Annotated in this window: 17 protein-coding genes; 2 read left to right on the top strand and 15 right to left on the bottom strand. The window is 59.3% G+C overall.

Annotation, left to right across the window (positions count from 1 at the left end; translation table 11 throughout):
- Window positions 1–9 precede the first annotated feature (9 nt).
- Window positions 10–144 carry a hypothetical protein gene (locus DXZ77_RS12375; protein ID WP_258553120.1) on the bottom strand — a complete coding sequence of 45 codons (135 nt, stop codon included), beginning with the start codon at window positions 142–144 and terminating at the stop codon, window positions 10–12.
- A 227-nt stretch (window positions 145–371) separates the two neighbouring features.
- On the bottom strand, window positions 372–4,256 hold the full coding sequence (hrpA, locus tag DXZ77_RS04060; RefSeq protein ID WP_371667488.1) for an ATP-dependent RNA helicase HrpA: 3,885 nt from the start codon (window positions 4,254–4,256) through the stop codon (window positions 372–374).
- Window positions 4,257–4,593: 337 nt separating this feature from the next.
- Between hrpA and DXZ77_RS04055 the strand changes: the two genes are divergently transcribed.
- Window positions 4,594–5,988, top strand: a complete 1,395-nt coding sequence (locus DXZ77_RS04055; RefSeq protein WP_115032531.1) for a uracil-xanthine permease family protein — start codon at window positions 4,594–4,596, stop codon at window positions 5,986–5,988.
- A 62-nt stretch (window positions 5,989–6,050) separates the two neighbouring features.
- Window positions 6,051–6,371, top strand: a complete 321-nt coding sequence (locus DXZ77_RS04050) for a putative quinol monooxygenase (protein ID WP_115030147.1) — start codon at window positions 6,051–6,053, stop codon at window positions 6,369–6,371.
- A gap of 81 nt (window positions 6,372–6,452) precedes the next feature.
- Here DXZ77_RS04050 and mnhG read toward each other — a convergent pair whose 3' ends face one another.
- From mnhG to DXZ77_RS03985, 13 genes are all read right to left on the bottom strand, one after another.
- Window positions 6,453–6,791, bottom strand: a complete 339-nt coding sequence (gene mnhG, locus DXZ77_RS04045) for a monovalent cation/H(+) antiporter subunit G (RefSeq protein WP_028327710.1) — start codon at window positions 6,789–6,791, stop codon at window positions 6,453–6,455.
- Window positions 6,788–7,168: an MrpF/PhaF family protein gene (locus tag DXZ77_RS04040; RefSeq protein ID WP_258553118.1), complete on the bottom strand. Its 381-nt coding sequence runs from the start codon at window positions 7,166–7,168 to the stop codon at window positions 6,788–6,790. The genes mnhG and DXZ77_RS04040 overlap by 4 nt, the downstream gene beginning before the upstream one ends.
- On the bottom strand, window positions 7,165–7,779 hold the full coding sequence (locus DXZ77_RS04035) for a Na+/H+ antiporter subunit E (protein WP_181816021.1): 615 nt from the start codon (window positions 7,777–7,779) through the stop codon (window positions 7,165–7,167). Before DXZ77_RS04035 ends, DXZ77_RS04040 begins: the two co-directional genes overlap by 4 nt.
- Window positions 7,763–9,454: a Na+/H+ antiporter subunit D gene (locus tag DXZ77_RS04030; protein ID WP_115032527.1), complete on the bottom strand. Its 1,692-nt coding sequence runs from the start codon at window positions 9,452–9,454 to the stop codon at window positions 7,763–7,765. The genes DXZ77_RS04035 and DXZ77_RS04030 overlap by 17 nt, the downstream gene beginning before the upstream one ends.
- A 5-nt stretch (window positions 9,455–9,459) precedes the next feature.
- Window positions 9,460–9,975: a Na(+)/H(+) antiporter subunit C gene (locus DXZ77_RS04025; protein ID WP_115030143.1), complete on the bottom strand. Its 516-nt coding sequence runs from the start codon at window positions 9,973–9,975 to the stop codon at window positions 9,460–9,462.
- Window positions 9,972–12,929 (bottom strand): Na+/H+ antiporter subunit A, encoded by a 2,958-nt coding sequence (locus tag DXZ77_RS04020; RefSeq protein WP_115030141.1) that lies wholly within the window; start codon window positions 12,927–12,929, stop codon window positions 9,972–9,974. The genes DXZ77_RS04025 and DXZ77_RS04020 overlap by 4 nt, the downstream gene beginning before the upstream one ends.
- Window positions 12,930–13,096: 167 nt before the next feature.
- Window positions 13,097–13,744 (bottom strand): IMPACT family protein, encoded by a 648-nt coding sequence (locus DXZ77_RS04015; RefSeq protein ID WP_115030139.1) that lies wholly within the window; start codon window positions 13,742–13,744, stop codon window positions 13,097–13,099.
- Window positions 13,741–15,384 carry a dipeptide ABC transporter ATP-binding protein gene (locus DXZ77_RS04010; protein ID WP_115030137.1) on the bottom strand — a complete coding sequence of 548 codons (1,644 nt, stop codon included), beginning with the start codon at window positions 15,382–15,384 and terminating at the stop codon, window positions 13,741–13,743. Before DXZ77_RS04010 ends, DXZ77_RS04015 begins: the two co-directional genes overlap by 4 nt.
- Window positions 15,381–16,211, bottom strand: a complete 831-nt coding sequence (locus DXZ77_RS04005; protein ID WP_115030135.1) for an ABC transporter permease — start codon at window positions 16,209–16,211, stop codon at window positions 15,381–15,383. Before DXZ77_RS04005 ends, DXZ77_RS04010 begins: the two co-directional genes overlap by 4 nt.
- The gene (locus DXZ77_RS04000; protein WP_115030133.1) at window positions 16,208–17,203 is read right to left on the bottom strand and encodes an ABC transporter permease; all 996 of its coding nucleotides are present in this window, start codon (window positions 17,201–17,203) and stop codon (window positions 16,208–16,210) included. The genes DXZ77_RS04005 and DXZ77_RS04000 overlap by 4 nt, the downstream gene beginning before the upstream one ends.
- Before the next feature lie 27 nt (window positions 17,204–17,230).
- Window positions 17,231–18,727, bottom strand: a complete 1,497-nt coding sequence (locus DXZ77_RS03995; RefSeq protein WP_115030131.1) for an ABC transporter substrate-binding protein — start codon at window positions 18,725–18,727, stop codon at window positions 17,231–17,233.
- Between the two features lie 143 nt (window positions 18,728–18,870).
- Complete coding sequence (locus tag DXZ77_RS03990; protein WP_115030129.1) at window positions 18,871–20,145, bottom strand: DUF445 domain-containing protein; 1,275 nt, start codon at window positions 20,143–20,145, stop codon at window positions 18,871–18,873.
- 26 nt (window positions 20,146–20,171) lie between these two features.
- Window positions 20,172–22,145 (bottom strand): malectin domain-containing carbohydrate-binding protein, encoded by a 1,974-nt coding sequence (locus tag DXZ77_RS03985; protein ID WP_115030127.1) that lies wholly within the window; start codon window positions 22,143–22,145, stop codon window positions 20,172–20,174.
- Window positions 22,146–22,175: the final 30 nt, after the last annotated feature.

The following is a 22,175-nucleotide window of genomic DNA, read 5'->3' as shown; positions in this document are numbered from 1 at the left end:
CGACACCTTTCACGTAGGTTGGTAGGTCAGTCGCATTCCTGCTCGGACGGCTAGCGCGGCTCGTGTCTCACCGCTCATCTCGCGGGACATTACGGAGCCGGGGTGTTCAAGTGCCGAATCGCAGGCAAAAATGACTTGCACCATTATAACTTCTTGCACACATCTCCCTCGTCACACACGCAAAACCGCAGGCCGTGGCCCGCCATGCGAAAGCAACTCAGTCAACGCAGGAATGCCAACGCAACACCGGCCGCAATAATTCCGCCACTTGAGCACAAGACCCAAAAAACCGAAAACACGCAGCAGGCCGCGCCAACGACGGCTTCCTACACACCCCATCGGCACCACAAGTCGACTACCCCAACAACCCTCTAATCACGAGCATCCTCCACCCGATCCATCGCCGCATAAATCCGCTTCTCAGACACAGGAACAGCCGTCCCCAATCGCTGCGCGAACAAACTCACCCGCAACTCCTCCACGAGCCAGCGCAACTGCACAACATCAGCCGCACCATGCTCAGTCACAGGCAACTTCGCTACAACCGCCAACCTCTCCTGCTCCACCCGCGCCACAACCTCAGCCGCAGCTGCATCCTTACGCAGGTCCAACGGCCCCTTCTCTATCCGAACCAACATGGCCTGCAAATACCGCGCCACATGCGCCAACTGCTTCATACCCGTCGCAGCAACAAACCCCGGATACACCAACCCCACAAGCTGCTGCTCCAGATCAACACGCATCTGCTTAACCCGATCCGCATGCATCGCATCCAGCGCCAACCGCACCTTCAACGACCGCTCCAACACCGGAACCACCATGTCAACAATGTCCATCACATGCGGCACAACCTCCCGCTTGACCGCAGCCAACACCTGATCAAACGCCTCAGCAGTACGGATCCGCGCCGACATCCCCGACTCCTGCTCAGCAATAATCGCATCCACCGCTGCCGCCAACACATCCTCTAGCAGCGCATCAATGCCACCATGCGGGTTATTACCCAACGCCAACCGTTGAGAATTACTCAACAACGTCAAAATGCGCTGCCACGGCGCCGTCGAATTCAACAAAACCAGCCGACGCAAACCATCATGCGTAGCCGTCTCCTGCTGCCGACGCGTCCCCAATACCTCAATCGCCACCGAATCACCATGATCGACCAGCGCCGGGAACCCCTTCACCGTGTTCTTTCCACGCTTACCCTCAAACTCACTAGGAAGCTCACCGAAATCCCACGACGTCACCGCTTTGCGCTCCAGATCAGCAGCGGCCTTCTTCATCGTTCCACGTACCTTCGGCGCCAGCTCCTCCTGCAACGCCTCCAAATCCTTACCCTCAGCAATAGCGCGCCGCCGGTCATCCTCCACAGTGAAACTCATCCGCAAATGCGCAGGTAAAGAAGCAATACCCCACTCCCCCTCCGGCACCCGCTTACCCGTAACGATATACAGCCCCCGCGCCAACTCATCCGCAAAAGACAACCCCAACCCAGGACCTGAACCCGGCTCCGGCTCACCCTCGACACTGATCGCCGCCAACGCCGCCCGCGCCCGATCCGGAGCAGGAACAAACTGCTTACGCGTCGCCTTAGGCAACGACTTCACCAACGCAATCGCAAGATCCTCACGCAAACCAGGCACCAACCAGTCAAACCCCACGTTCTCCACCTGGTTCAACACCGCCAGCGGAATATGGCACGTCACACCATCAGCAGCACCACCTGGGTCAAACTCATACGTCAACCGGAAAGACAGCTCCCCCTGCTGCCACACATGCGGATACTTCGCCCGCAACGCCTCATCCAACGGGCCATCACCAGCATTAGCCGTATCCGCAACCAACACATCCTGCGTAAACGTCAACAAATCCGGATCCGCACGACGCGCATCCTTCCACCACGCATCAAACGCAGCACCACTAGTCACCGACGCCGGAATCCGCTCGTCATAAAACGCAACCAAATCCGAATCATCAACAAGCAAATCACGACGACGAGCCCGCGACTCCAACTCTGACAACCGATCCAACAACTTACGGTTGTCATGGAAAAACCGATGCGGCGTATCCCAATCGCCCTCCACCAACGCATGCCGAATAAACAAATCACGCGCCAAATGCGGATCAATCGGCGCCAACGCCACCCGCCGCCCAATCACCAACGGCACACCAAACAACGTCACTCGCTCATCAGCGATAGCCGCAGCACGCCCACGACTCCACCGCGGCTCCGAATGCGACCGCTTCACCACATGCGCCGCCGCCTGCTCAACATCCACCGCCGACGTCACCGCATTCGTCCGCGCCCACAACCGCGTTGTCTCCACCAACTCGGCACTCATCACCCACTCCGGGTTCACCCGCCGCAGCACCGAACCATGCCCAATGGCAAAACGCGCCCCCCGTGCACCCACGTACTCCCGCTTTTCCTGATCCCACGCCCCCACCTGCGACAACAAACCCGTCAACAACGCCTGATGCACCGCCGAAGCCGGAGAAGTCCCCGTCCCCACCCGCAAACCAAGCTCCTTGACCGTGTCCCGCAACTGCGACACCAAGTCCTGCCATTCCCTAAACCGCAAGAAATGCAAATACTCATCTCGACACAACCGACGGAACGCCGAACCAGACAAAACACGCTGCTGCTCAGACAAGTAATCCCACACAGCCAACAACGTCATAAAGTCCGAACCCTCGACCTTAAAACGCGCATGAGCCTGATCAGCACGAGCAGAATCAGCCCCCTCCGAAGGACGCTCCCGCACATCCTGAATACTCAACCCCGCAACAATCACAATCACTTCACGCAACGTCCCGTTACGATCCGCCGCAATCAACATCCGCGCCAACCGCGGATCAACCGGAATACGAGCAATATCCCGACCCAACCGCGTCAAACGATGGGGCCCCTTCTCCCCGGCCTCAATCGCCCCCAACTCCTGCAACAACCGCAAACCATCAGCAATCTGGCGACGATCCGGCGGATCAACAAACGGAAAACCTGAAATATCACCCAACCCCAACGAAATCATCTGCAAAATCACACTCGCCAAATTGGTCCGCATGATTTCCGGATCCGTAAACTCCGGACGGCCAGCGAAATCTTCCTCGCTATACAAACGAATCGCCACACCATCAGACAAACGCCCAGAACGGCCCGAACGCTGATTAGCACTTGCCTGACTAATCGCCTCAATCGGCAAACGCTGAACCTTCGTCCGCTGATTAAAGCGACTAATACGCGCCGTCCCCGTATCCACCACATACCGAATACCCGGAACCGTCAACGACGTCTCCGCCACATTCGTCGACACAACAATGCGCCGCCCCGAATGCCCCGCAAAAATCCGATGCTGCTCCGCCGCAGATAAACGCCCATACAACGGCAACACCTGCGTATCTGGAAGCTTCATCGCCTCCAACGCATCAACAGCATCACGGATCTCCCGCTCCCCCGAACAAAACACCAAAACATCCTGATCACCACCATCCCCACGGCTCTCAGTCCATAACTCCTCCACCGCCTCAGTAATCCCATAAACCTGATCCACCTCCACCTCAACCCGCTCACCAGAACGCGAAACCTGCTCACGCACAAGCGGCCGATAACGAATCTCTACCGGATATGTACGCCCCGATACCTCCAAAATCGGCGCAGGACGACCATCCGGGCCAGCAAAATGATTCGCAAACTTTTCCGGATCAATCGTCGCCGAAGTGACAATCACCTTCAAATCAGGACGCTTCGGCGATAACTGACGCAAATACCCCAAAATAAAATCAATATTGAGGCTCCTCTCATGAGCCTCATCAATAATGATCGTGTCATAACGACGCAAATAACGATCCCGCTGCAACTCCGCCAGCAAAACCCCATCCGTCATCACCTTCACCAAGGTGTCCCGACTCGACGCATCGTTAAAACGCACCTGATACCCAACCGCACCCCCAATCTCAACCCCCAACTCCTCAGCCAACCGCTCCGCCACCGAACGCGCAGCAATACGCCGCGGCTGCGTATGCCCAATCTGCCCATCAATACCCCGCCCCAACTCCAAACACATCTTCGGAATCTGCGTGGTCTTCCCCGACCCCGTCTCACCAGCAATCACCACCACCTGGTTGTCACGAATCGCCGCAAGAATCTCATCCCGCACCCCAGCCACCGGCAAATGCTCCGGATACGACACCTGCGGAACCGCAGCCAACCGCGCCTGACGACGCTTAGCCCGCGCCGCCCGCTCCGCCTGCGTCAACGGGCGCCGCGCCACGCGGCCTCCCCGACCACGACCCCGACCAGAAGAACGACCACCCCCAGAACGTCCCCCACTCACACCACCAACACCAGACTCAGAACGACCACGGGAGGAATCAAACGCATCAGGCACGCGCACCAATATAAAGGCGCACCACCCAGCAACCGCCCTCACCCCAGCCACCGGGGCAACCCAACCCACGCCCAACACCCCTGCAGCTACGCTATTGCGCAACCCAGCCACGGACGGCACCAACCGCCCCACATCAACCGGGGCATCCAACCCCTCACCTCACCGCCACCACGCCCACCAACGGCGCGGCAACAAGGAGAACACCATGCCCTCACTCGGGTGGAAACTTCACTCAGATGGCCGAACCATCACACCCGGGGCAGTCGTCGCCCCCGAAGAACGCCTCTCCTGGCCATTCACCATAAGCATCGGTGCCCAACACGTCGTAGCCATGTTCGGCGCAACATTCCTCGTCCCCCGACTCACCGGATTCCCACCCTCCACCACCCTCTTCTTCTCCGCCATCGGCACCCTCCTCTTCCTAGCAATCACCGGCGGACGACTCCCCAGCTACCTCGGCTCCAGCTTCGCCCTCATCGCACCCATCACCGCCGCCGCTGCCTCCCACGGCGCCGGCTCCGCACTCGGCGGCGTCATCGCCGTCGGCGCACTCCTAGCACTCATCGGAGCAATCGTCCACGTCGCCGGCGCCCGCTGGATCGACACAATCATGCCCCCCACCGTCACCGGCGCCATCGTCGCTCTCATCGGCTTCAACCTCGCCCCCGCCGCCTGGAACAACGTCAAAGAAGCCCCCATCACCGCCACCGTCACCATCCTGGCAATCATCCTCACCACCGTCCTGTTCAAAGGACTCATCGGACGCCTATCCATCCTCATCGGCGTACTCATCGGCTACGCCACCGCCCTCACCCGCGGCGAAGTCACTTTCACCGAAGTCAACAAAGCATCCTGGATCGGCCTACCCACCTTCCACACCCCCACCTTCGAACCATCCGTCCTTGCCATGTTCCTCCCCGTAGTCGTCGTCCTCATCGCCGAAAACATCGGACACGTCAAATCCGTCGCAGCCATGACCGGACGCAACCTCGACGACATCACCGGACGCGCACTCTTCGCCGACGGCATCTCCACCATGCTCGCCGGATCCGGAGGCGGATCCGGAACCACCACCTACGCCGAAAACATCGGCGTCATGGCCGCCACCCGCGTTTACTCCACCGCCGCCTACGTCGTCGCCGGACTCTTCGCACTAGCACTAAGCATGATCCCCAAATTCGGCGAACTCATTAACACCATCCCCAGCGGAATCCTCGGCGGCGCAGCCACCGTCCTCTACGGCATGATCGGCATGCTCGGCGTACGCATCTGGGTACAAAACCGCGTCGACTTCTCCGACCCCGTCAACCTCAACACCGCAGCCCTAGCCCTGGTCATCGGCATCGCTGACTTCACCTGGGTCCTCGGCGGACTCACCTTCAACGGCATCGCCTTAGGAACCGGCGCCGCCCTCACCGTCTACCACCTCATGCGCACCCTCTCCCGCCTACGCGGCACCACCGCCGAAGCCCCCTCCCCCGCATCTGCACCCGCCGGAACCGAAATAACCACCACCGGCGAACACACACCCGACCGCTGGGCCGAACGCCCCACCCCACCACTGACCAAAAAACCAAATCCCGCCCCCACACAACAATGACAACCCCACCCCACCACACAACTCACCCGGCGAAGATCACCAACCTCCGTTAGCGTGAACGCATGATCCTCATCAACGTCAAATTCTTCATCAAACCCGAACACGCAGATAACTGGCCAGAAATCAGCCGCCCCTTCACCGAAGCGACCCGATCCGAAGAAGGCAACCTCTGGTTCGAATGGTCCCGCAGCATCGAAGACCCCAACACCTACATCCTCCTCGAAGCATTCACCGACGAAGGAGCTGAACCCCACGTTTCCAGCAAACACTTCGAAACAATGAAAAAAGAATTCCCCCAATACCTCACCCAAACCCCCCAAATCATCAGCAAACAGGTCGAAAACGGCCAATGGGGCCCCATGGGAGAACTCAACATCTCCTGAACACCCCACCCCAGATAAAACACAAGTGCCTGGTAACTGACCCATACAACAAGTCAGCTACCAGGCACTTGTGTACCTGCACTACCCACCCTGTCCCGAAACCTCACCCTCATCAGCCTTATCCGAACGCGCCAATGCGTAATACCCCCGCCCAGTCATATGACCCGACGTTGGCACCGTGATCATCTGAAAGACACCCACCAACAACAACATCCCTAAATCAATCCACGACGGCAACCTCAACCCCACCGCCAACAACACCAACAACACCCCCAAAGTCTGCGGCTTAGCAGCCGCATGCACCCGACTAAAAAAGTCCCGAAACCGCCCCAACCCCACAGCAGCTGTCAAACACAAAAACGACCCCACAAACAACGCCGCCAGCGCCACCCAATCAGCAACCTGCTCCACAACACTCACCGACGATCCCCCTGCCCTGCAGAAAACTGCCCCTCACCAGAACCGCCGCCCGCACCCTCCAACAAAACCCGCCCATCCACCACCGGCGCCAACGACCTTGGCTGCACCGCATCATCAGCATGCGCCGCAAACCGCGCCACCGCCAACGAAGACACAAACCCCACCAACGACAACGAAATAAGAATCGACACCGTCGACCCATCCCGCGTGGCCGCAATATACAAACCAAGAACACACACGACCGTTGACACCAACACCTCGTTAGCAATCGCCCGGTCAACTGCCGTTGGCCCCACCACCATCCGAAAAACCGACAACAACGCAGAGACCAACAACATCACTACGCACGCACCAATAACCCACAGCTGAACGTTCACCGCTGCACCTGCCCCTCAACTCCAGACGCCACAGACCGCCAACGCCGCCGACCACGCAACACTGCCTGCGGATTCTCCGCCAACGCCCAAATCACCCTCTCCTCCTGCGACTGCGCCTTCCGTAACGCCACCCGCAACGACTCCTCATCAGGCGCATCAAAAATATGCAACAGCATCCACCCCTCACTCGGAGACAAGTCCACCACCACCGACCCCGGAACCAACGCGTTCATCTCGGCATTCACCACAGCAATCAACTCGTTATCCGAACGCAAAGGAACCCGCAGCAAACGCCCCTGCGGCTGCCACCCCACCTGCAACGCCCTCGCAGCAACCTGAAAACTCGCCACCGTCAAATCCACCACAAAACGCATCAACAACACCACCACCGCCCACAAACGCAGCCGCACCCCCAAAATCAACGGCGGCAAAGGAAGCAACACCAAAATTCCCACCGTCAACACCACCCCACCAATGACGTTCAACCACGTCGCTCTCCCCCACAACATCACCCACACCGTCACCAACAACACCAACGGCAACGGTTGCACCCGCCGCCTCACCGCTCTGAACTGACGCCGCGCAGAACTCGAATCAACCACGACACGCACTCCCCTCACCACACCCTGCCGGGAATACCGCATGCACATACGGCGTCCGCGACAACAAATCAGAAGCCGCCCGATCTGTCACCCCATACAGCGGACCAGCAGCCAAAGTGAACGCACACGACACCGCTACCAACGACGCCGTAGGAATAAACAATCCCCGAGGAACCGGCTGATCTGCCTGCCCCTGCAACTCACGCAAACGATCAGGTTCAATCACTGGAATCGACTCAGCTGACACAAACTCACGCTCACCCGCAGGAACCTCCACCTCAGCAGAAAGTTCCGTAACCGGTCGACGCCAAAACGCCCGGGACCACACCCTTGACACCGCATACAACGTCAACAAACTCGTCACCACCGCACCGGCCATCAGCGCATACGCCACTACCCCACCAGCCTGCGCACCAGCATGCAACAAACCAATCTTCCCCAACCACCCCGAAAACGGTGGAATACCACCCAAATTAATCGCGGGAATAAAAAACAACACCGCAATCAACGGAGCTGTACGAGCCAACCCACCCAACTCCGCCAACGACGTCGTCCCCGCCCGGTGCTCAATAAGCCCCGTCACCAAAAACAGACTCGTCTGCACCACAATGTGATGACACATATAAAAAACCGCCGCCGACAAGCCCATCTGATTACCGACCGCTAACCCAAAAACCAAGTAACCGATGTGACTAATCAACGTAAACGACAACAAACGCTTAATGTCATCCTGCGCAATAGCACCCAAAATCCCAAAAAGCATAGTGAGCAACGCCGCCCACATGAGCATCCCATTCAACCGACCATCAGGGAACAGCAGTGTCTGTGTGCGCAACATTGCATACACCCCAACCTTAGTGAGCAGACCCGCAAATACTGCCGTCACTGGTGCCGGAGCCGTCGGATACGAGTCAGGAAGCCACCCCATCATCGGGAACAAAGCAGCTTTAATACCAAACCCAATCAACAGCAATGCTGACAATGTCAACGTACCTGCGGAGGACAACTCAGGAAGACGAACTGCTAACTGAGCCAAATTCACTGTCCCCGCAGCTGCATATACAAAAGCAATCGCAGCTAAGAAAAATAGTGAACTTAGCAAATTCACGAAAACATAGTTAACACCAGCACGCACCCGCTCCTCCGTGCCCCCCAATGTGAGCAACACGAAACTGGCAACCAACAACATTTCAAAACCCACATAAATGTGGAACAAATCACCTGAAATGAAAGTGGTGCCAACGCCAGCCGCCAGCACCAGCAATGTCGGGTGAAAAATCGGCAACGGCGCCTCACCATCACCCATATCAGCACTAGAACGCCCTTGACCGATCGAATACATCATGACCGCGAACGTCACAATCGTGGACACCAGCACCATTAATGCTGCCAACCGATCCACAATCAATGTGACTCCCATCGGCGCAGCCCAACCAGCAGCCTGCATTACCTGAGGGCCATACATATCCGCCCGCTGCAGCATCACGAAGGAAGCAAGCAACACACTGACAAACACACAGATCGTGATAATCCGCTGCACTTTCTCCTTACGCACCGCCACCAAAGTCAACCCAGCACCGATCAACGGCAACGTAACGGGCAAGGGGACCAGCCACGTCCACGGATCCACTTCACCCGCAGGTGAAGGCACATTCCCCTCTGCAAGCAAATCCAGAACAGCCATCACACTCATCGGGGCCCTCCATCACGCTGATCCTCAGGGCTGCTCCCCGTTATGGCCTGCACATTCTCACCTCTAGCAGGGTGATGTCCCCCTGGGTCAGGATCATCTCCCTGATCAGGTTCGTCCAGATCACCGGCGTAATCGCTCTCAGACATGTCGTTTTCCGCAGCACGGCGAGCAATGCGCGCATCTTCATCGTCATCCGTAATGATGTCGCTGCTAGACAACTGCCACGCACGATGAGCGAGTGCCATAACAAAACCGGTCAAAGCCAACGTGATAACGATGGCGGTAAGCACCATGGCCTGAGGTAGTGGATCACTCATCTCAGAAACGGGCCACATCCCCACAATCGCGGATTTACCCGCCGCGCCACCAGCAGCGAGGAACAAAAGGTTCACCGCATTTCCCATAAGAATGATGCCAATAAACGAGCGAACAATTCCTCGCTCCAAAAGGAGAACAACACCACATGACGCCATTACGCCTACGGAAATAGCCAAAGGAAGGTTAGAAATCACTGCATCTTCCCTTCCGTGGGTAAAATTCCACTCGTTCCTTGACTAGAAATCTCACTATTCGACAACAAGCCAGAACTCAACACGTTTACATTCCTCCCAGCCTGTTCCTGCTCTATCTGGCGATCAAGAGCGGCACCCAAGCTGCGAAGCATGTCCAACACCAGGCCGATCACTACGAGATAGACACCCACATCAAACAAAACTGACGTCACAAAGTGAACTTCACCGATCAACGGCAAGTGCGGGTTGAATGTCCATGTCTGCAGAACGTGCCCTCCGCACAGCATCGATACGACACCAAAACCTGCAGACAGGAACAATCCGGTTCCTAGCAAAACACCCGGCAAAATTGGCGCTGCCGCGCGCAATTCCTCTCTTCCACCTGCTAGATAACGCACTGTCAGGGCGAGCCCAGCAACCATTCCCGCCGCAAAACCACCCCCGGGTGCATTGTGACCTGCGAACAAAAGATAAACGGACCACAGCAGAATCGGATGAAAAACTAACCGCGCAACTACCTCAATCAACACCGATCGACGCTCACCAGAGACAAACTTCGCAGTCGAGACAAGCCAAGACTGACGCACACCTGGCTGCGAGATAAGAACATTCTGTTGAGACCGCTGCATTTGCCGACTTGCACCGCTAGATAAACGTGGACGCAACCGCTCCATATTTTCTTCACGAAGGAAGATGAGACTGGCGATTCCAGTTGCCGCTGCCAGCGCGACAGAAATTTCTCCCATGGTGTCCCAAGCGCGAATATCAACAAGAATGATGTTGACGATATTCGTTCCACCACCAAAGGGATAAGCAAGTTCAGCCATCCCATCAGATGCTGGACGGTGAATACGCAAAGCAGGCATCAAGATGGTAAGTGCAGTGAATATAACACCCACGACAGTTCCGAAAATTACTCGCCTCACTCGGACCTTAGAAGGTGCCGTAATGTCGAATCGAGTTCGCAGCCGACGCAGCACAAGAACAAATACAACAATGGAAAAAGTCTCGGCAAGCGCTTGGGTCAAGGCAAGATCCGGCGCCCCATAAACCAGGTACATCATTGCGCACCCATACCCAGTAGTTCCCGCCATGAAAACGGCACGCAGGCGGCGTTGGGAACGCACGGATGCGATGGCAGCAGTACATAGAACTAGGGCAATCGCCGCTTGCGGCCAGGCTGAGATGTTATCGACCTGGATGCGATCCCAGTCCTGAGCTACAGCCAAAAGCGTCCCGCCTGGAACAGCAATAAAGACAAGGAGGATAAGAGACAGCGACAAAGGCAGCGAGCCGCGTTGCAGCAGACCCGTCGTCTCTAAAGAAAGGCGATCAAGCCGGTGCATGCACAGCCGGTAAACAAGCTGAGCCGACAACAAGGGAGGAACTCTGTCCTGAAGTTGGTTGACCTGTGTGCTGAACAAGACAAGAACAGTGCCGAGAGTCCAGGTAAGCAGCGTCAAAAATAAGGCTGGGGTAAGGCCGTGCCAGAGAGCCAAGTGCAGATCTGCACTGTCTCCAAGAGCGTTGCTTGCGCCTCGGAGGAACGGCTCAAGATAACTGCAGAAAAGCCCAAGTGTGACGGTGCCGCTAGAAAGAATTAATGGAATTCCTGTCAGCAAGATCCCGGGGGTGTGAATGGGAGTGTCTTCAATTTTTGGATCGTTGCGGAAAGCGCCCCAGATGAATCGCCAGCTGTAGGCCAGGGTGAGAGCTGACCCAACGACGAGTACCCCGAGAACGATTTTCCCGTAGGGCAGCGGGGTGTGTAGGTAGGCGTCGTAAGCTGCTTCTTTGCCAACAAAACCGAGCAGGGGTGGCAGTCCGGCCATGCTGGCAGCGGAAATGATGGTGGCGATAAACAAGCCTGGCATGCAGCGGCGCAAGCCAGACAAACGGCGTAGATCTCGAGTGCCGGTGGAGTGATCGATGGCACCAACAATGAGGAATAGTGCTCCCTTGTAAAGCGCGTGAGCGAGGAGAAGAGTAACTCCGGCGAGAGCGGTATTTGGGTAGCCGGACCCGACAAGGACGATAAGGAATCCGAGTTGACTAACGGTTCCGAAAGCAAGAAGAAGCTTTAGGTCGTATTGCCGCAGGGATCGGTAGGCGCCGATGAGCATCGTCGTACAACCGATGGTGAGTACAAGGGGGCGCCATACGGGGGCATCAGCGAAAGATGGAGCTAGGCGGGCCACGAGGTAAATACCCGCTTTTACCATGGCCGCTGCGTGGAGGTAAGCGCTAACCGGGGTTGGGGCCGCCATGGCTCCCGGTAGCCAGAAATGGAAGGGGACTTGGGCGGATTTGCTCAGGGCGCCGGTGAGGATGAGGGCGATAGCGGCGTTAGTGATTGTGGTATCGAGGGGGGTGGTGCTGATGAGTTGCGAGAGTCGGTATGTGCCAGCTTGTTCACCGAGTAAAACGATGCCGATGAGCATGGCTAGGCCGCCGAAGCCGGTTACAACAAGGGCTTGCGTGGCGGCGATTCGGCTGGATCTGCTTTCAGGTCGGTGCCCGACGAGGAGGTAGGAACCGACGGTAGTAAGCTCCCAGAACAGGTAAAGCAGGAATGCATCGTCGCTGGTGACCAACCCTAGCATTGCCCCGGCGAATGCAACGAGAGTTCCAGCAAAACGACCAAGTCCAGGTTCTTCGTCAGAGAAGTAGCTTGCGCAGTAGGTGAGGACAAGTGTTCCTATGCCGCCGACGACCAGACACATCAGGCAGGACAGCTCATCCAGCCGGAAGGTGAGGTTAAGACCGAGTGTGGGGATCCATGGGTAGGTTTCGACGACGGCACCGCTGAGTACTGTAGGTGCCTGTATGAGGGCCCAAGCGAATGTCAAGGCGGGTGGTACCGCCAAGATACCGAATCCCGTCGCTCGAAAGCGTTCTATGATGAACGGAGATAAGACAGCGGCCACTGCGTGGATGGTGAGCAGAACGACCACTGAGGGAACCTCCTCTTAGGCTCGCTTTGTAGCAAGTCTTGACGCCGGGGGCATGACAGCGCACGCACTCATGGGCGGGCCGCATTACCAATTTACCGGGTTTTGGGACAGGTTCGCAGGATCAGTCCGTCAGTGAGAAGCAAGGCTGGCAGATGTGGTGGGTCGGGTTAGTGCGGATTTATGTCAATTGGTGACCAGGTAGCGCCGGTGATGGTGGTGCTTCCGTGGCCAGATGATGTGACAGCGACGAGTTCTTGGATGTCTTTTTCACGGCCGCAGCGGATGTCGACATGCATGATGACGCTGCTGGTTGTGTATTCCACATTGTGGAATACACAACCAGCAGCGCGGAGTGCGTTTTCGAGTTTTCCTGCGGAGTTCATGTTGGTAGTTACGCGTAGTCGTTTACCTTCTGCGTAGGTCACTTTTTCGGCGGTATTGATTGCGGCAAGGGTTGCCTCAGTGTATGCGCGTACCAGGCCGCCTGTGCCTAGCAGCGTGCCTCCGAACCATCGTGTTACAACGACCACGATGTCGGTGAGTCCATGGCCTGCGATGGTTTCGAGGATGGGCATTCCGGCGGTGCCGGAGGGTTCTCCATCGTCGTTACTTCGTCGGGTTTGTTGAGTGTTGCCGAGGATGAAGGCGCTGCAATGGTGGCGCGCGTCCCAGTGTTCGCGGCGTGTGGTGTCAATGATGGCGCGGGCTGCAGTTTCGTCGGTGACTGGTTCGATGCGGGCGAGGAATCGGGAGTTTTTTACGTCGATTTCTGCGCTAGTTGCGTGGCGGATCGTGGTGTAGAAGCGTCCGGTCATGTTGGCTCCGTGGCAAGGTCGGCGGCCTGTTTTCCTGCAAGGGCGCCGGTGATGGTGGGGGCTGAGGCAATGAGGCGTTGGGTGTAGGGGTGTTGTGGGGCGTGATAGAGGTCTGTGCTTGGTCTGTCTTCGACGATGTGTCCTGATTGCATGACAATGGTGCGTTCGCAGAGGTCTTGGACGACGAATAGGTCGTGGCTGATGAACAGGAGGGTAAATCCGATGGTGTCTGCTAGGGAGGTGAGTAGGTCGAGGATATGACCGCGGACGGTGACGTCCAAGGCGCTGACTGCTTCGTCTGCGAGCAGGAGGGTTGGGTTGGGTGCCAGGGCGCGGGCGATGGCGATGCGTTGTCGTTGGCCGCCGGAGAACTCGTGGGGGTAGCGGGTGGCTGCGTCGGGTTCGAGGCCGACGGCTTCGAGAAGTTCCCATACGCGTTCGCGGTGCAGGGTGCGTTTTCGGGCGCGTAGTGGTTCGGCGATGCTTTGCCAAACGCGCAGGTGGGGATCGAGGGATCCTGCGGGGTCTTGGAACACCATTTGGAGCCGGTCTCGGAGGAATCCGAGTTCTCGTTCGGGGCGTGCGGTGATGTGTTCTCCGTCGATGCGGATGGTGCCGCTGGTGGGGGTTTGTAAGCCAGCGAGGCAGCGCAGCAGGGTGGTCTTTCCGGAGCCGGATTCGCCGACGATTCCGAGTCGTTCTCCGGGGTGGAGGGTGAAAGAGACATTGTGTAGGGCGGTGACTGCTTCTCGGGTAGGACGTCCGAAGCGGCGTTGGGGGGCGAATGTGTGGGTGAGGTTGTCAACTTCTACGTGGGCGCCGTGGCGGGTGGGGGGTGGCTGGTGGCTGGTGGCGCGGGGGGTGGTGGCGCGGTCGGCGGCGTTGACGAGTAGGCGAGTGTATTCGTGTTGGGGTGCTGCTAGCGCGGTGTGTGTGGGGGCGTGGTCAACGAGGGTGCCGTTTTTCATGACGAGGAGGCGTTCGCAGACGGTGCCGACGACGGCGATGTCGTGGGAGATGAATAGGACTGCTGATCCGCGTTGGGTAGCGCCTGCGACGATGCGTTCAAGGACGGATGCTTGGACGGTGACGTCCAGGGCGGTTGTGGGTTCGTCGCAGATGAGGAGGTCGGGGTTTCCTGCCATGGCGATGGCTGCGACGACGCGTTGGCGTTGTCCCCCGGAGAGTTGGTGGGGGTATGCGGTCATGGTGTGGGTGGGGTTGGGTAGCCGCATTTCTTCGAGGAGTTCGATGGCGGCGGTGCGTGCGTGGGTGCGGTTGAGTGCGGCGCGGGCTTGGAGGGCTTCGATGATTTGGTTGCCGACGCGCATGGTGGGGTCGAGTGCGGTCATCGGTTCTTGGAAGATGAAGCCGATGTTGGCGGCGGCGGCGCGGGTGTGGTGTCGGGTATTGAGGAGGTTGTTGCCATGGAGGTTGATGGTGCCGGTGGTGGTGAGGTTTTCGGGCAGGAGTCCGGCGATGGCGGCTGCGGTGAGTGATTTTCCGGAGCCGGATTCTCCGATGAGTCCGACTCTTTCCCCGGGGGCTATGTGGAGGTTGATGTTGTTGACGAGGGTTTTTTCTCCGGTGCTGATGTGGAGGTTGTGGACGTCGATGAGTGGTGGTGCGGTGGTAGTCATCGGTGTCGTCCTCGTAGTCGGGGGTCGGTGAGGTCGCGTAGTCCGTCTCCGAGGAGGTTGAATCCGAGCACGGCGGTGGCGATGGCTGTTCCTGGGATGAGTGCGAGTCCGGCGTGGGAGTAGAGGAATTCTTGTCCTTCTTGGAGCATGCGGCCCCAGGAGGGTTGGGGTGGTGGGGTGCCTAGGCCGAGGAAGCTGAGTGCTGCTTCGGCCAGGATGGCCATGGCGAAGGCGACGGAGCATTGAATGATGATGGTGCCGCGAATGCCTGGCCAGATGTGGGTGTAGGCGATGGACCAGGGGCTGCGTCCGGCTAGTTGTGCGGCGGCGATGTAGTCGCTGGTGAGGATGCGTAGGGCGTTGGCGCGGGTGATGCGCAGGAAGGTGGGGATTCCGGCGAGGCCGATGGCGGTGACGGCCGTCAGGGTGCTGCTGCCGAAGATGGCTCCGAGCATGATGGCCAGGAGGAGTGCCGGGAAGGCTAGGAGGATGTCGGCGGCGCGTAGGAGGGTGGTGCTGATGGGGCGGGGGCCCATGGCTGCGAGGATGCCTAGTGGGACACCGACGAGTGCGGATATGGCGACGGAGCTGATGCCTACGGTGAGGGTGGTGCGCGCGCCGACGAGAATTTGGCTGAATACGTCGCGGCCGAATTTGTCTGTTCCGAGCCAGTGTTGTGCGGTTATTCCTTGGAGTCGTTGGGTTGGGTACATAGCGGTGGGGTCGTAGGGGGTCCAAATGAAGGAGCAGGCTGCGGCGAGGATGACCAGGCTTGATAGGGCTGCTCCGGCGATGAGGAGGGCAGGCAGGTGGCGGTGTTTGTTCATGCGTGGACCCGGATTCGGGGGTTGAGGAGGGTGTAGAGCAGGTCGACGAGGGTGTTGAGGATGAGGATGGCGATGACTAGGAGCATGACGACGTCTTGGATGACGAGTAGGTCGCGGTTGCCGACGGCGTCGAGCAGGAGGGAGCCGAGGCCAGGGATGGCGAAGACTTGTTCGATGATGACGGCTCCGATGAGCATGCTGGCTAGTTGGATGCCCAGGATGGTGATGACGGGGATGGCGGTGTTGCGTAGTACGTGGGTGGTGATGAGGTGGGGGGTGCTGATGCCTGTTGAGCGGGCGGTGCGGATGTGGTCTTGCTGCCAGGTTTCGAGTACGGCGGCGCGGATGTAGCGGGTGAGGATGGCGCCTTGGACGAGGCCGAGGGACAGGGCTGGCAGGGTGAGGTGGGCGAGGAAGCTGGTGGGGTTGTGGGCGGGGACGGCCCATCCGGAGCTGGGGAGGAGTCCGGCATGGACGGATAGAAGGGTGACGAGAATGATGGCGACGAGGAAGGAGGGTAGGGATACGCCGATTTGGCTGAGGGTTGAGATGGCGATGCCGTCGGCATGGCGGTGGCGTAGGGCGGCGTGGATACCTACGGGGATGGCAATGAGTAGGGCGATGGCCAGTCCTGCGGCGACGAGCCAGCAGGTGACGGCGGCGCGGTCCAGGATTTGGGGGGTGATGGCTGCGCCGGTGACGTAGCTGTTTCCTAGGTCGAGGGTGATGAGGCTGTGGACCCAGTCGATGTATTGGATGGTTAGGGGGCGGTCGAGGCCGTATTGGGTGCGTAGCGCGGCGACGGCTTCGTCGGAGGCGTTAAGTCCTAGGGCGATGCGGGCGGGGTCTCCGGGCAGGATGTTCATGAATGTGAACACGAGGATGGATGCGGCTAGGAGGGATGCCGCGAGGTTGATTATTCGTTGTAGGGGTGTGGTGGCCCGTGGTGGTTGCCGGGTGGGGATGGGGCCCTCTGGAGGGGGTGTAGTCATGGGGGTGGTGTCGCTCGGTCGTGGTGTTTATTTGCGGGCGATGCGGGTCAGGTCGAAGGACTCGGAGGTGTCGTTGGCTCTGATTCCGGTGAGGTCTGCTTTGTGGACGACGAGGTGGGGCATGAGGAAGAGGAAGTCAGCGGCGGCGTGTTCGGAGATGCGTTGTGCTGCTGCTTTGAGGTTTTCGATTTCTTGGGCGGGGGTGCCTTGGTCTGCTTCTTCGATGAGGCGGGTGAATTCGGGGTCGTTGTAGCCGAGGTAGTAGTTAGGTGAGAAGACGCGGCCCATGTCGCGGGGTTCTACGTGGGCGATGATGGTGGCGTCGTAGTCCTTGCTTTTCATGACTTGGGAGAGCCATGCGGCGGGGAATTCGAGTTGGTCGAGTTGGACGGTGAAGCCGACTGCTTCGAGGTCGCTTTTGACGACTTGGCCGCAGGAGATGGCGTAGGCCGTGTTGGGTAGGCGTAGCCGGATGGTGGGGTTTGGGGTGCCGGCGGAGGCGAGGAGGGCTTTGGCTTTGTCTTGGTCGTAGGGGTGGTTGTGGGTGGTGTCTTCGTACCAGGGGTCGGTGGGCGGAACCATGGAGCCGATGTGGGTGCCTTTTCCTGCCCAGCAGGTTTTGAGGAGGCTGGGTTTGTCGATGGCGGTGCGGGCGGCTTGGCGGATGCGTTCGTCAGTGAATGGTCCGCTGGCGTTGTTGAAGGCTAGGAGGACTTCGCTGGTGGTGGTGCCTTCGGTGACTTTGTATTCGGGTCGATTTTTGAATTGGCTGAGTGATTCGGGGGATGCGAGGTTGCTGATGATGTCGATGCCGCCAGAGAGGAGGGCGTTGTTGAGTGCGTTGCCGTCTTTGAAGTAGCGCAGGGTGACGTTGCGGAAGTGGGGGGTGGTTCCGGCGAAGTGTGGGTTGGGGCCTAGTTGGAGTGAGTCGCCGCGTTTCCAGTTGGTGACGGTGTAGGGGCCGGTGCCGTTGGTGGTGGTGGCGTGGTCGCTTTTGTCGTTGCGGCTGAACATGGCTCCGACGCGGGTGGTCATGCGGTAGAGCCAGTCGTTGCTGGGTCGTTCGAGGGTGACGCGTAGTTCGTTGGGGGCGGTGGCTTCGGCTTTTTCTACGACGTCCATGTAGTCGGCGACGGAGGTGGTCCAGTCGGTGGAGACGCGGTTGATGGAGTAGACGGCGTCTTCGGCGGTGAAAGGGGCTCCGGAGGCGAATTTGGCGTCGTCGACGAGTTTGAAGGTGTAGACCTTGCGGTCGTTGGAGACGGTCCAGGAGCTGGCGAGTGCGGGCACGATCATGCCGTGTTCGTCGAGGGTGACGAGGCCTTCGTAGACGTTGCCGAGAAGGGCTTCGGGGATGGCGGCGCCGTCGTTTTTGGTGAAGTCGAGGCTGACTGGTTCGGCGGTGAATCCGACGGTGAGTCGGGTTCCGGAGGATGGGTCTTCGTTAGTGGACCCGGCCGAGCATGCGGCGATCGTGGCCAGTGCGAGCGCGCTTGCGAGGGTCTTGACGAAGCGGCGGGTCATCGGTCCTCCTGTTGTCCACCTGCATTGATGCACCAGGTGTGGCGGGCCCACGGTGTCGGTGCGGGGAAGATTCCGGTGCCGTCGCAGCATACGTCAGGGGTGGGGTGGGTTGTGGAGGACGTGCGGTTTTGTTTGTTGTTCTCTCACAGTAGTAGGTGGGAGATGGTGTGGATGAGTAGGCCGGCCAGGCCGCCGACGATGGTGCCGTTGATGCGGATGTATTGGAGGTCTTTGCCGACGTGTAGTTCGATGCGTTCGGCTGCTTCTTTGCCGTCCCAGGAGCGGATGACTTGGGAGATGACGGTGGCGATATCACGTCCGAAGGTGGCAATGAGGGCTTCGGCGGAGGCTGCTAGGCGGTTGGTGACGGTTTGGGCTAGGTGTGGGTCGGTGAGGAGTCGTTGTCCGAATGCGCGTAGTTCGTCGGTGGCGCGGTTGATGAGGTGGCTGTCGGTGTCGGTGAGGGCGCGTTGTCCGACGTTGACGAGGGCTTCCCAGAGGTGGATGGCTGTTTCGGTGGTTTGGGGGTGGGTGAGCAGTCGTGTTTTGAGTGCTTCGGTGCGTTCCATGACTGTGGGGTCGTTTTGGAGGTCGCGGGCTAGGTCGGTGAGGAGGTCGTCGATGGCTTGGCGTACGCGGTGGTGGGGGGTGGATCGGACTTCTTGGATCCATTTGATGCATTCGGTGTGGACGCGGTCGGTGACGATTCCGTTGAGCCAGTGGGGGGTCCAGGTGGGGGCTCGGTCGGCGATGAGGGTGCTGAATTGTTCGGGGTTGTCTAGGAGCCAGGCGAGGGCTTCGTCGAGGAGCAGGTCGACTAGGCCGGTGTGGATGCGGTCGGTGACGATTTCGTCCAGGAGGGCTCCGGCTAGGGGGCTGATGGGTTCGTGGGTGAGTTTGGGGACGAGGGTGTGGTTGATGAAGCCGCGGATTTCGTTGTCGTCGACGCTGTTGAGTGCGCGGGAGGCGATGGGGGCGAGTCGGTGGACGACGCGTTCGGCGTGGTCGTCTTCGGTGAGCCATCGTCCGGTGCGTTGGGCGATGTTCATGGTTTGGACTCGTTGTCGGACGGCGTCGGGGGTGAGGAAGTAGCCGAGGAAGAAGTCTTCGAGGCTGGTGGCGACGGTGTCTTTTTTGCGGGGTATGAGGGCGGTGTGTGGGATGGGTAGGCCTAGGGGGTGGCGGAAGATGGCGGTGACGGCGAACCAGTCGGCGAGGGCGCCGATCATGGCGGCTTCTGCGGTGGCGTTGACGTATCCCCAGGGTCCGTCGTGGCCGAAGGTGAGGGCGTAGACGATGGCGGCGATGATGAGTAGGGCGGTGGCGACGGTGCGCATGATGCGCAGGCCTCGGGCGCGTTCGGCGTCGGCGGCCTGCGGTGTGGTGAGGCTGGGGGTGGCTGGGTGTGTGGTCGCCATGGGTTCATTGTGGCGTGTGGGGTGGGTCAGGGGCGTTTCATGCGGTGGAGGTATTCGGCTGTGGCGCGGGGGTTGTCGGTGAAGAGGTTGGAGCGGATGTAGGGGGCGTTTTCGTGGAAGTAGGACTCGTATCCGATCCAGCGGGCGTTGCGGGTTAGCCAGTCGTAGACGAAGGCGATGTAGCGGGGGTTGTCGCCGCCGCTGTTGGGGTTTGCTGGGGCGATTCCCCATTCGGGTAGGACGAATTTTTTGTTGTGGGTTTTGGCGAAGTTGAGCCAGAAGTTCCAGCCGTAGGGGGCCTCGCGGTGGTGGGCGATGTTGGTGTCGTTTGTGTAACCGGGGTCCCAGTCGTAAGCATCCATGCCGATGTAGTCGACGTAGTCATCGCCGGGGTAGAAGGTGCGTGCGTCGGTGGTGTCGGTTTGTCCGGGTCCTTCGTTGACTACCCAGGCGATGCGTAGGCGTGGACCGCCTTTGCGTAGTGCGGTGACGGCATGGCGGTAGGCCTGTTTCCATTGGGTGGCGCTGTGGGCGTAGGCGGCGTGTTTCCATCCTGGGAGGTTCATTTCCCAGCCGAGGCGGATGTAGGCGGTAGGGTATTTTGCGGCGACCATGCGGCCGAAGTTTTCCCATTGGGTGTTGTAGCCGCCGGTGCTTGCGGTGGTGAGGTTGCCTTCGTCGGGCCAGAGGGGGACGCCGACGTCGAGGGTGCCGGTGTAGCGGGTGGGGATGCGTTGGTTGTCCATGAACCAGTCGTTGGACATTTCGGCCCAGTTTTCTCGGCTGGGGAAGACGGTGATGACGTCGGCAGCTCGTCCTCGGTGTTGGGTGAACTGGGTGGCGATGTCGGCGCGGTGCATGGGGAAGAGGCCGGAGTCGAAGGGCATGCCGCTGGGGCGTTGGGTTGTGGTGGGGGGCATAGTAGGGGGTTTGGGTTTGCTGGGGGGTGTGGGGGTTTTGTCGATTCGGGTGATGGTGATGGCTGATAGGAGTGCAAGGTTGGTTTTGTTGATGGGGGTGATGTCGAGTCGACCGTCGGTGACTGTGGTGGTGAACCGTAGGTCGTGGGCGGTGTTTTTACCTGCCGCTTTGTAGATGTCGATGTTGGCGAGTTTGGTGGTTCCTTCGGCTTTGATATCGAAGATGCGTTGGCCGGGTTTGTTCCAGAAGGCTTCTCGGGTGTGGAGGGTGATGGTGTAGGTGCCGTTGGGTAGGGGTTGGGACCAGTTTTTCCAGCGGATGAGTTCAGGGCGGTAGAGGGTGTCGCTGGTGGTGCCTTTGATGTCGGTGGTTGGTGGGAGTGGCTCGACGAGGTCTCCGCCGGTGAAGCCACGGCGGGCGATGTAGGTGTTGCCGGCGGCGTCTTTGATGGGTTTGGTGTAGGTGGTCATGCGCAGCACTGTGGTGCTGGTTGTGGGTGCGGGCTGGGGTGGGGGTTTGGGTTTGCTGGGGGGTGTGGTGGGGGTGATGTCGATGGCGGAGATGAGGGCGCTGTCTGCGGTGGCGGTGAATCCGAGGTTGAGGTGGCCGTCGGTGATGGTGGTGGTGAAGGTGCGGTCGTAGGCATGGTTTTTGCCGACGGCTTTGATGATGTCGATGTTGGTGAGGGCGGGGTTTCCTTCGGCGGTGACGGAGAAGACGCGTTGGCCGGGTTTGTCCCACCAGGCTTCGCGCATTTTGAGGGTGATGGTGTAGGTGCCGTTGGGTAGGGGTGTTGTCCAGGAGTTCATGCGGACGTGTTCGTAGCGGTAGAGCTCGTCTTCGCTGGTTCCGGCGATGTCGTAGTTTCCCCAGTAGGAGGTGGAGTTGTCTCCGGTGTCGAATCCGCTGGTGGGGGTCCAGGTGTGGCCGTAGGTGTCGGTGATTGGTGTGGGGGCGGTGGTGATGCGGATGGTGTTGGTGGGTGTGGGGGCGGCGAGGGCGACGTTGGTTGGCGTGGTGAGGGCGAGGAGGGTGAGAGTGGCAGCCAGGGCGCGGGCGGTGGTGTGGTGTGGGCGCATGGGTGTGGCGCTTTCGGGTGGGGAGAAGGA

The organism is Dermatophilus congolensis (assembly GCF_900447215.1).
In the GTDB taxonomy this organism is placed as follows: domain Bacteria; phylum Actinomycetota; class Actinomycetes; order Actinomycetales; family Dermatophilaceae; genus Dermatophilus; species Dermatophilus congolensis_A.
Note: the sequence above shows the minus strand (reverse complement) of the source record. Positions and strands in the feature narration are given on the sequence as shown.

Excerpts from the sequence above, each read along its gene's own strand:
- DXZ77_RS04050 (WP_115030147.1), top strand. The coding sequence starts at position 6,051 with ATGATCCTCATCAACGTCAAATTCTTCATCAAACCCGAACACGCAGAT.
- DXZ77_RS04000 (WP_115030133.1), bottom strand. The coding sequence starts at position 17,203 with ATGACTACACCCCCTCCAGAGGGCCCCATCCCCACCCGGCAACCACCA.
- DXZ77_RS03990 (WP_115030129.1), bottom strand. The coding sequence starts at position 20,145 with ATGGCGACCACACACCCAGCCACCCCCAGCCTCACCACACCGCAGGCC.
- DXZ77_RS04010 (WP_115030137.1), bottom strand. The coding sequence starts at position 15,384 with ATGACTACCACCGCACCACCACTCATCGACGTCCACAACCTCCACATC.
- DXZ77_RS04015 (WP_115030139.1), bottom strand. The coding sequence starts at position 13,744 with ATGACCGGACGCTTCTACACCACGATCCGCCACGCAACTAGCGCAGAA.
- DXZ77_RS04005 (WP_115030135.1), bottom strand. The coding sequence starts at position 16,211 with ATGAACAAACACCGCCACCTGCCTGCCCTCCTCATCGCCGGAGCAGCC.
- DXZ77_RS04030 (WP_115032527.1), bottom strand. The coding sequence starts at position 9,454 with ATGGCTGTTCTGGATTTGCTTGCAGAGGGGAATGTGCCTTCACCTGCG.
- DXZ77_RS04055 (WP_115032531.1), top strand. The coding sequence starts at position 4,594 with ATGCCCTCACTCGGGTGGAAACTTCACTCAGATGGCCGAACCATCACA.
- DXZ77_RS03985 (WP_115030127.1), bottom strand. The coding sequence starts at position 22,145 with ATGCGCCCACACCACACCACCGCCCGCGCCCTGGCTGCCACTCTCACC.
- DXZ77_RS03995 (WP_115030131.1), bottom strand. The coding sequence starts at position 18,727 with ATGACCCGCCGCTTCGTCAAGACCCTCGCAAGCGCGCTCGCACTGGCC.
- DXZ77_RS12375 (WP_258553120.1), bottom strand. The coding sequence starts at position 144 with ATGGTGCAAGTCATTTTTGCCTGCGATTCGGCACTTGAACACCCCGGC.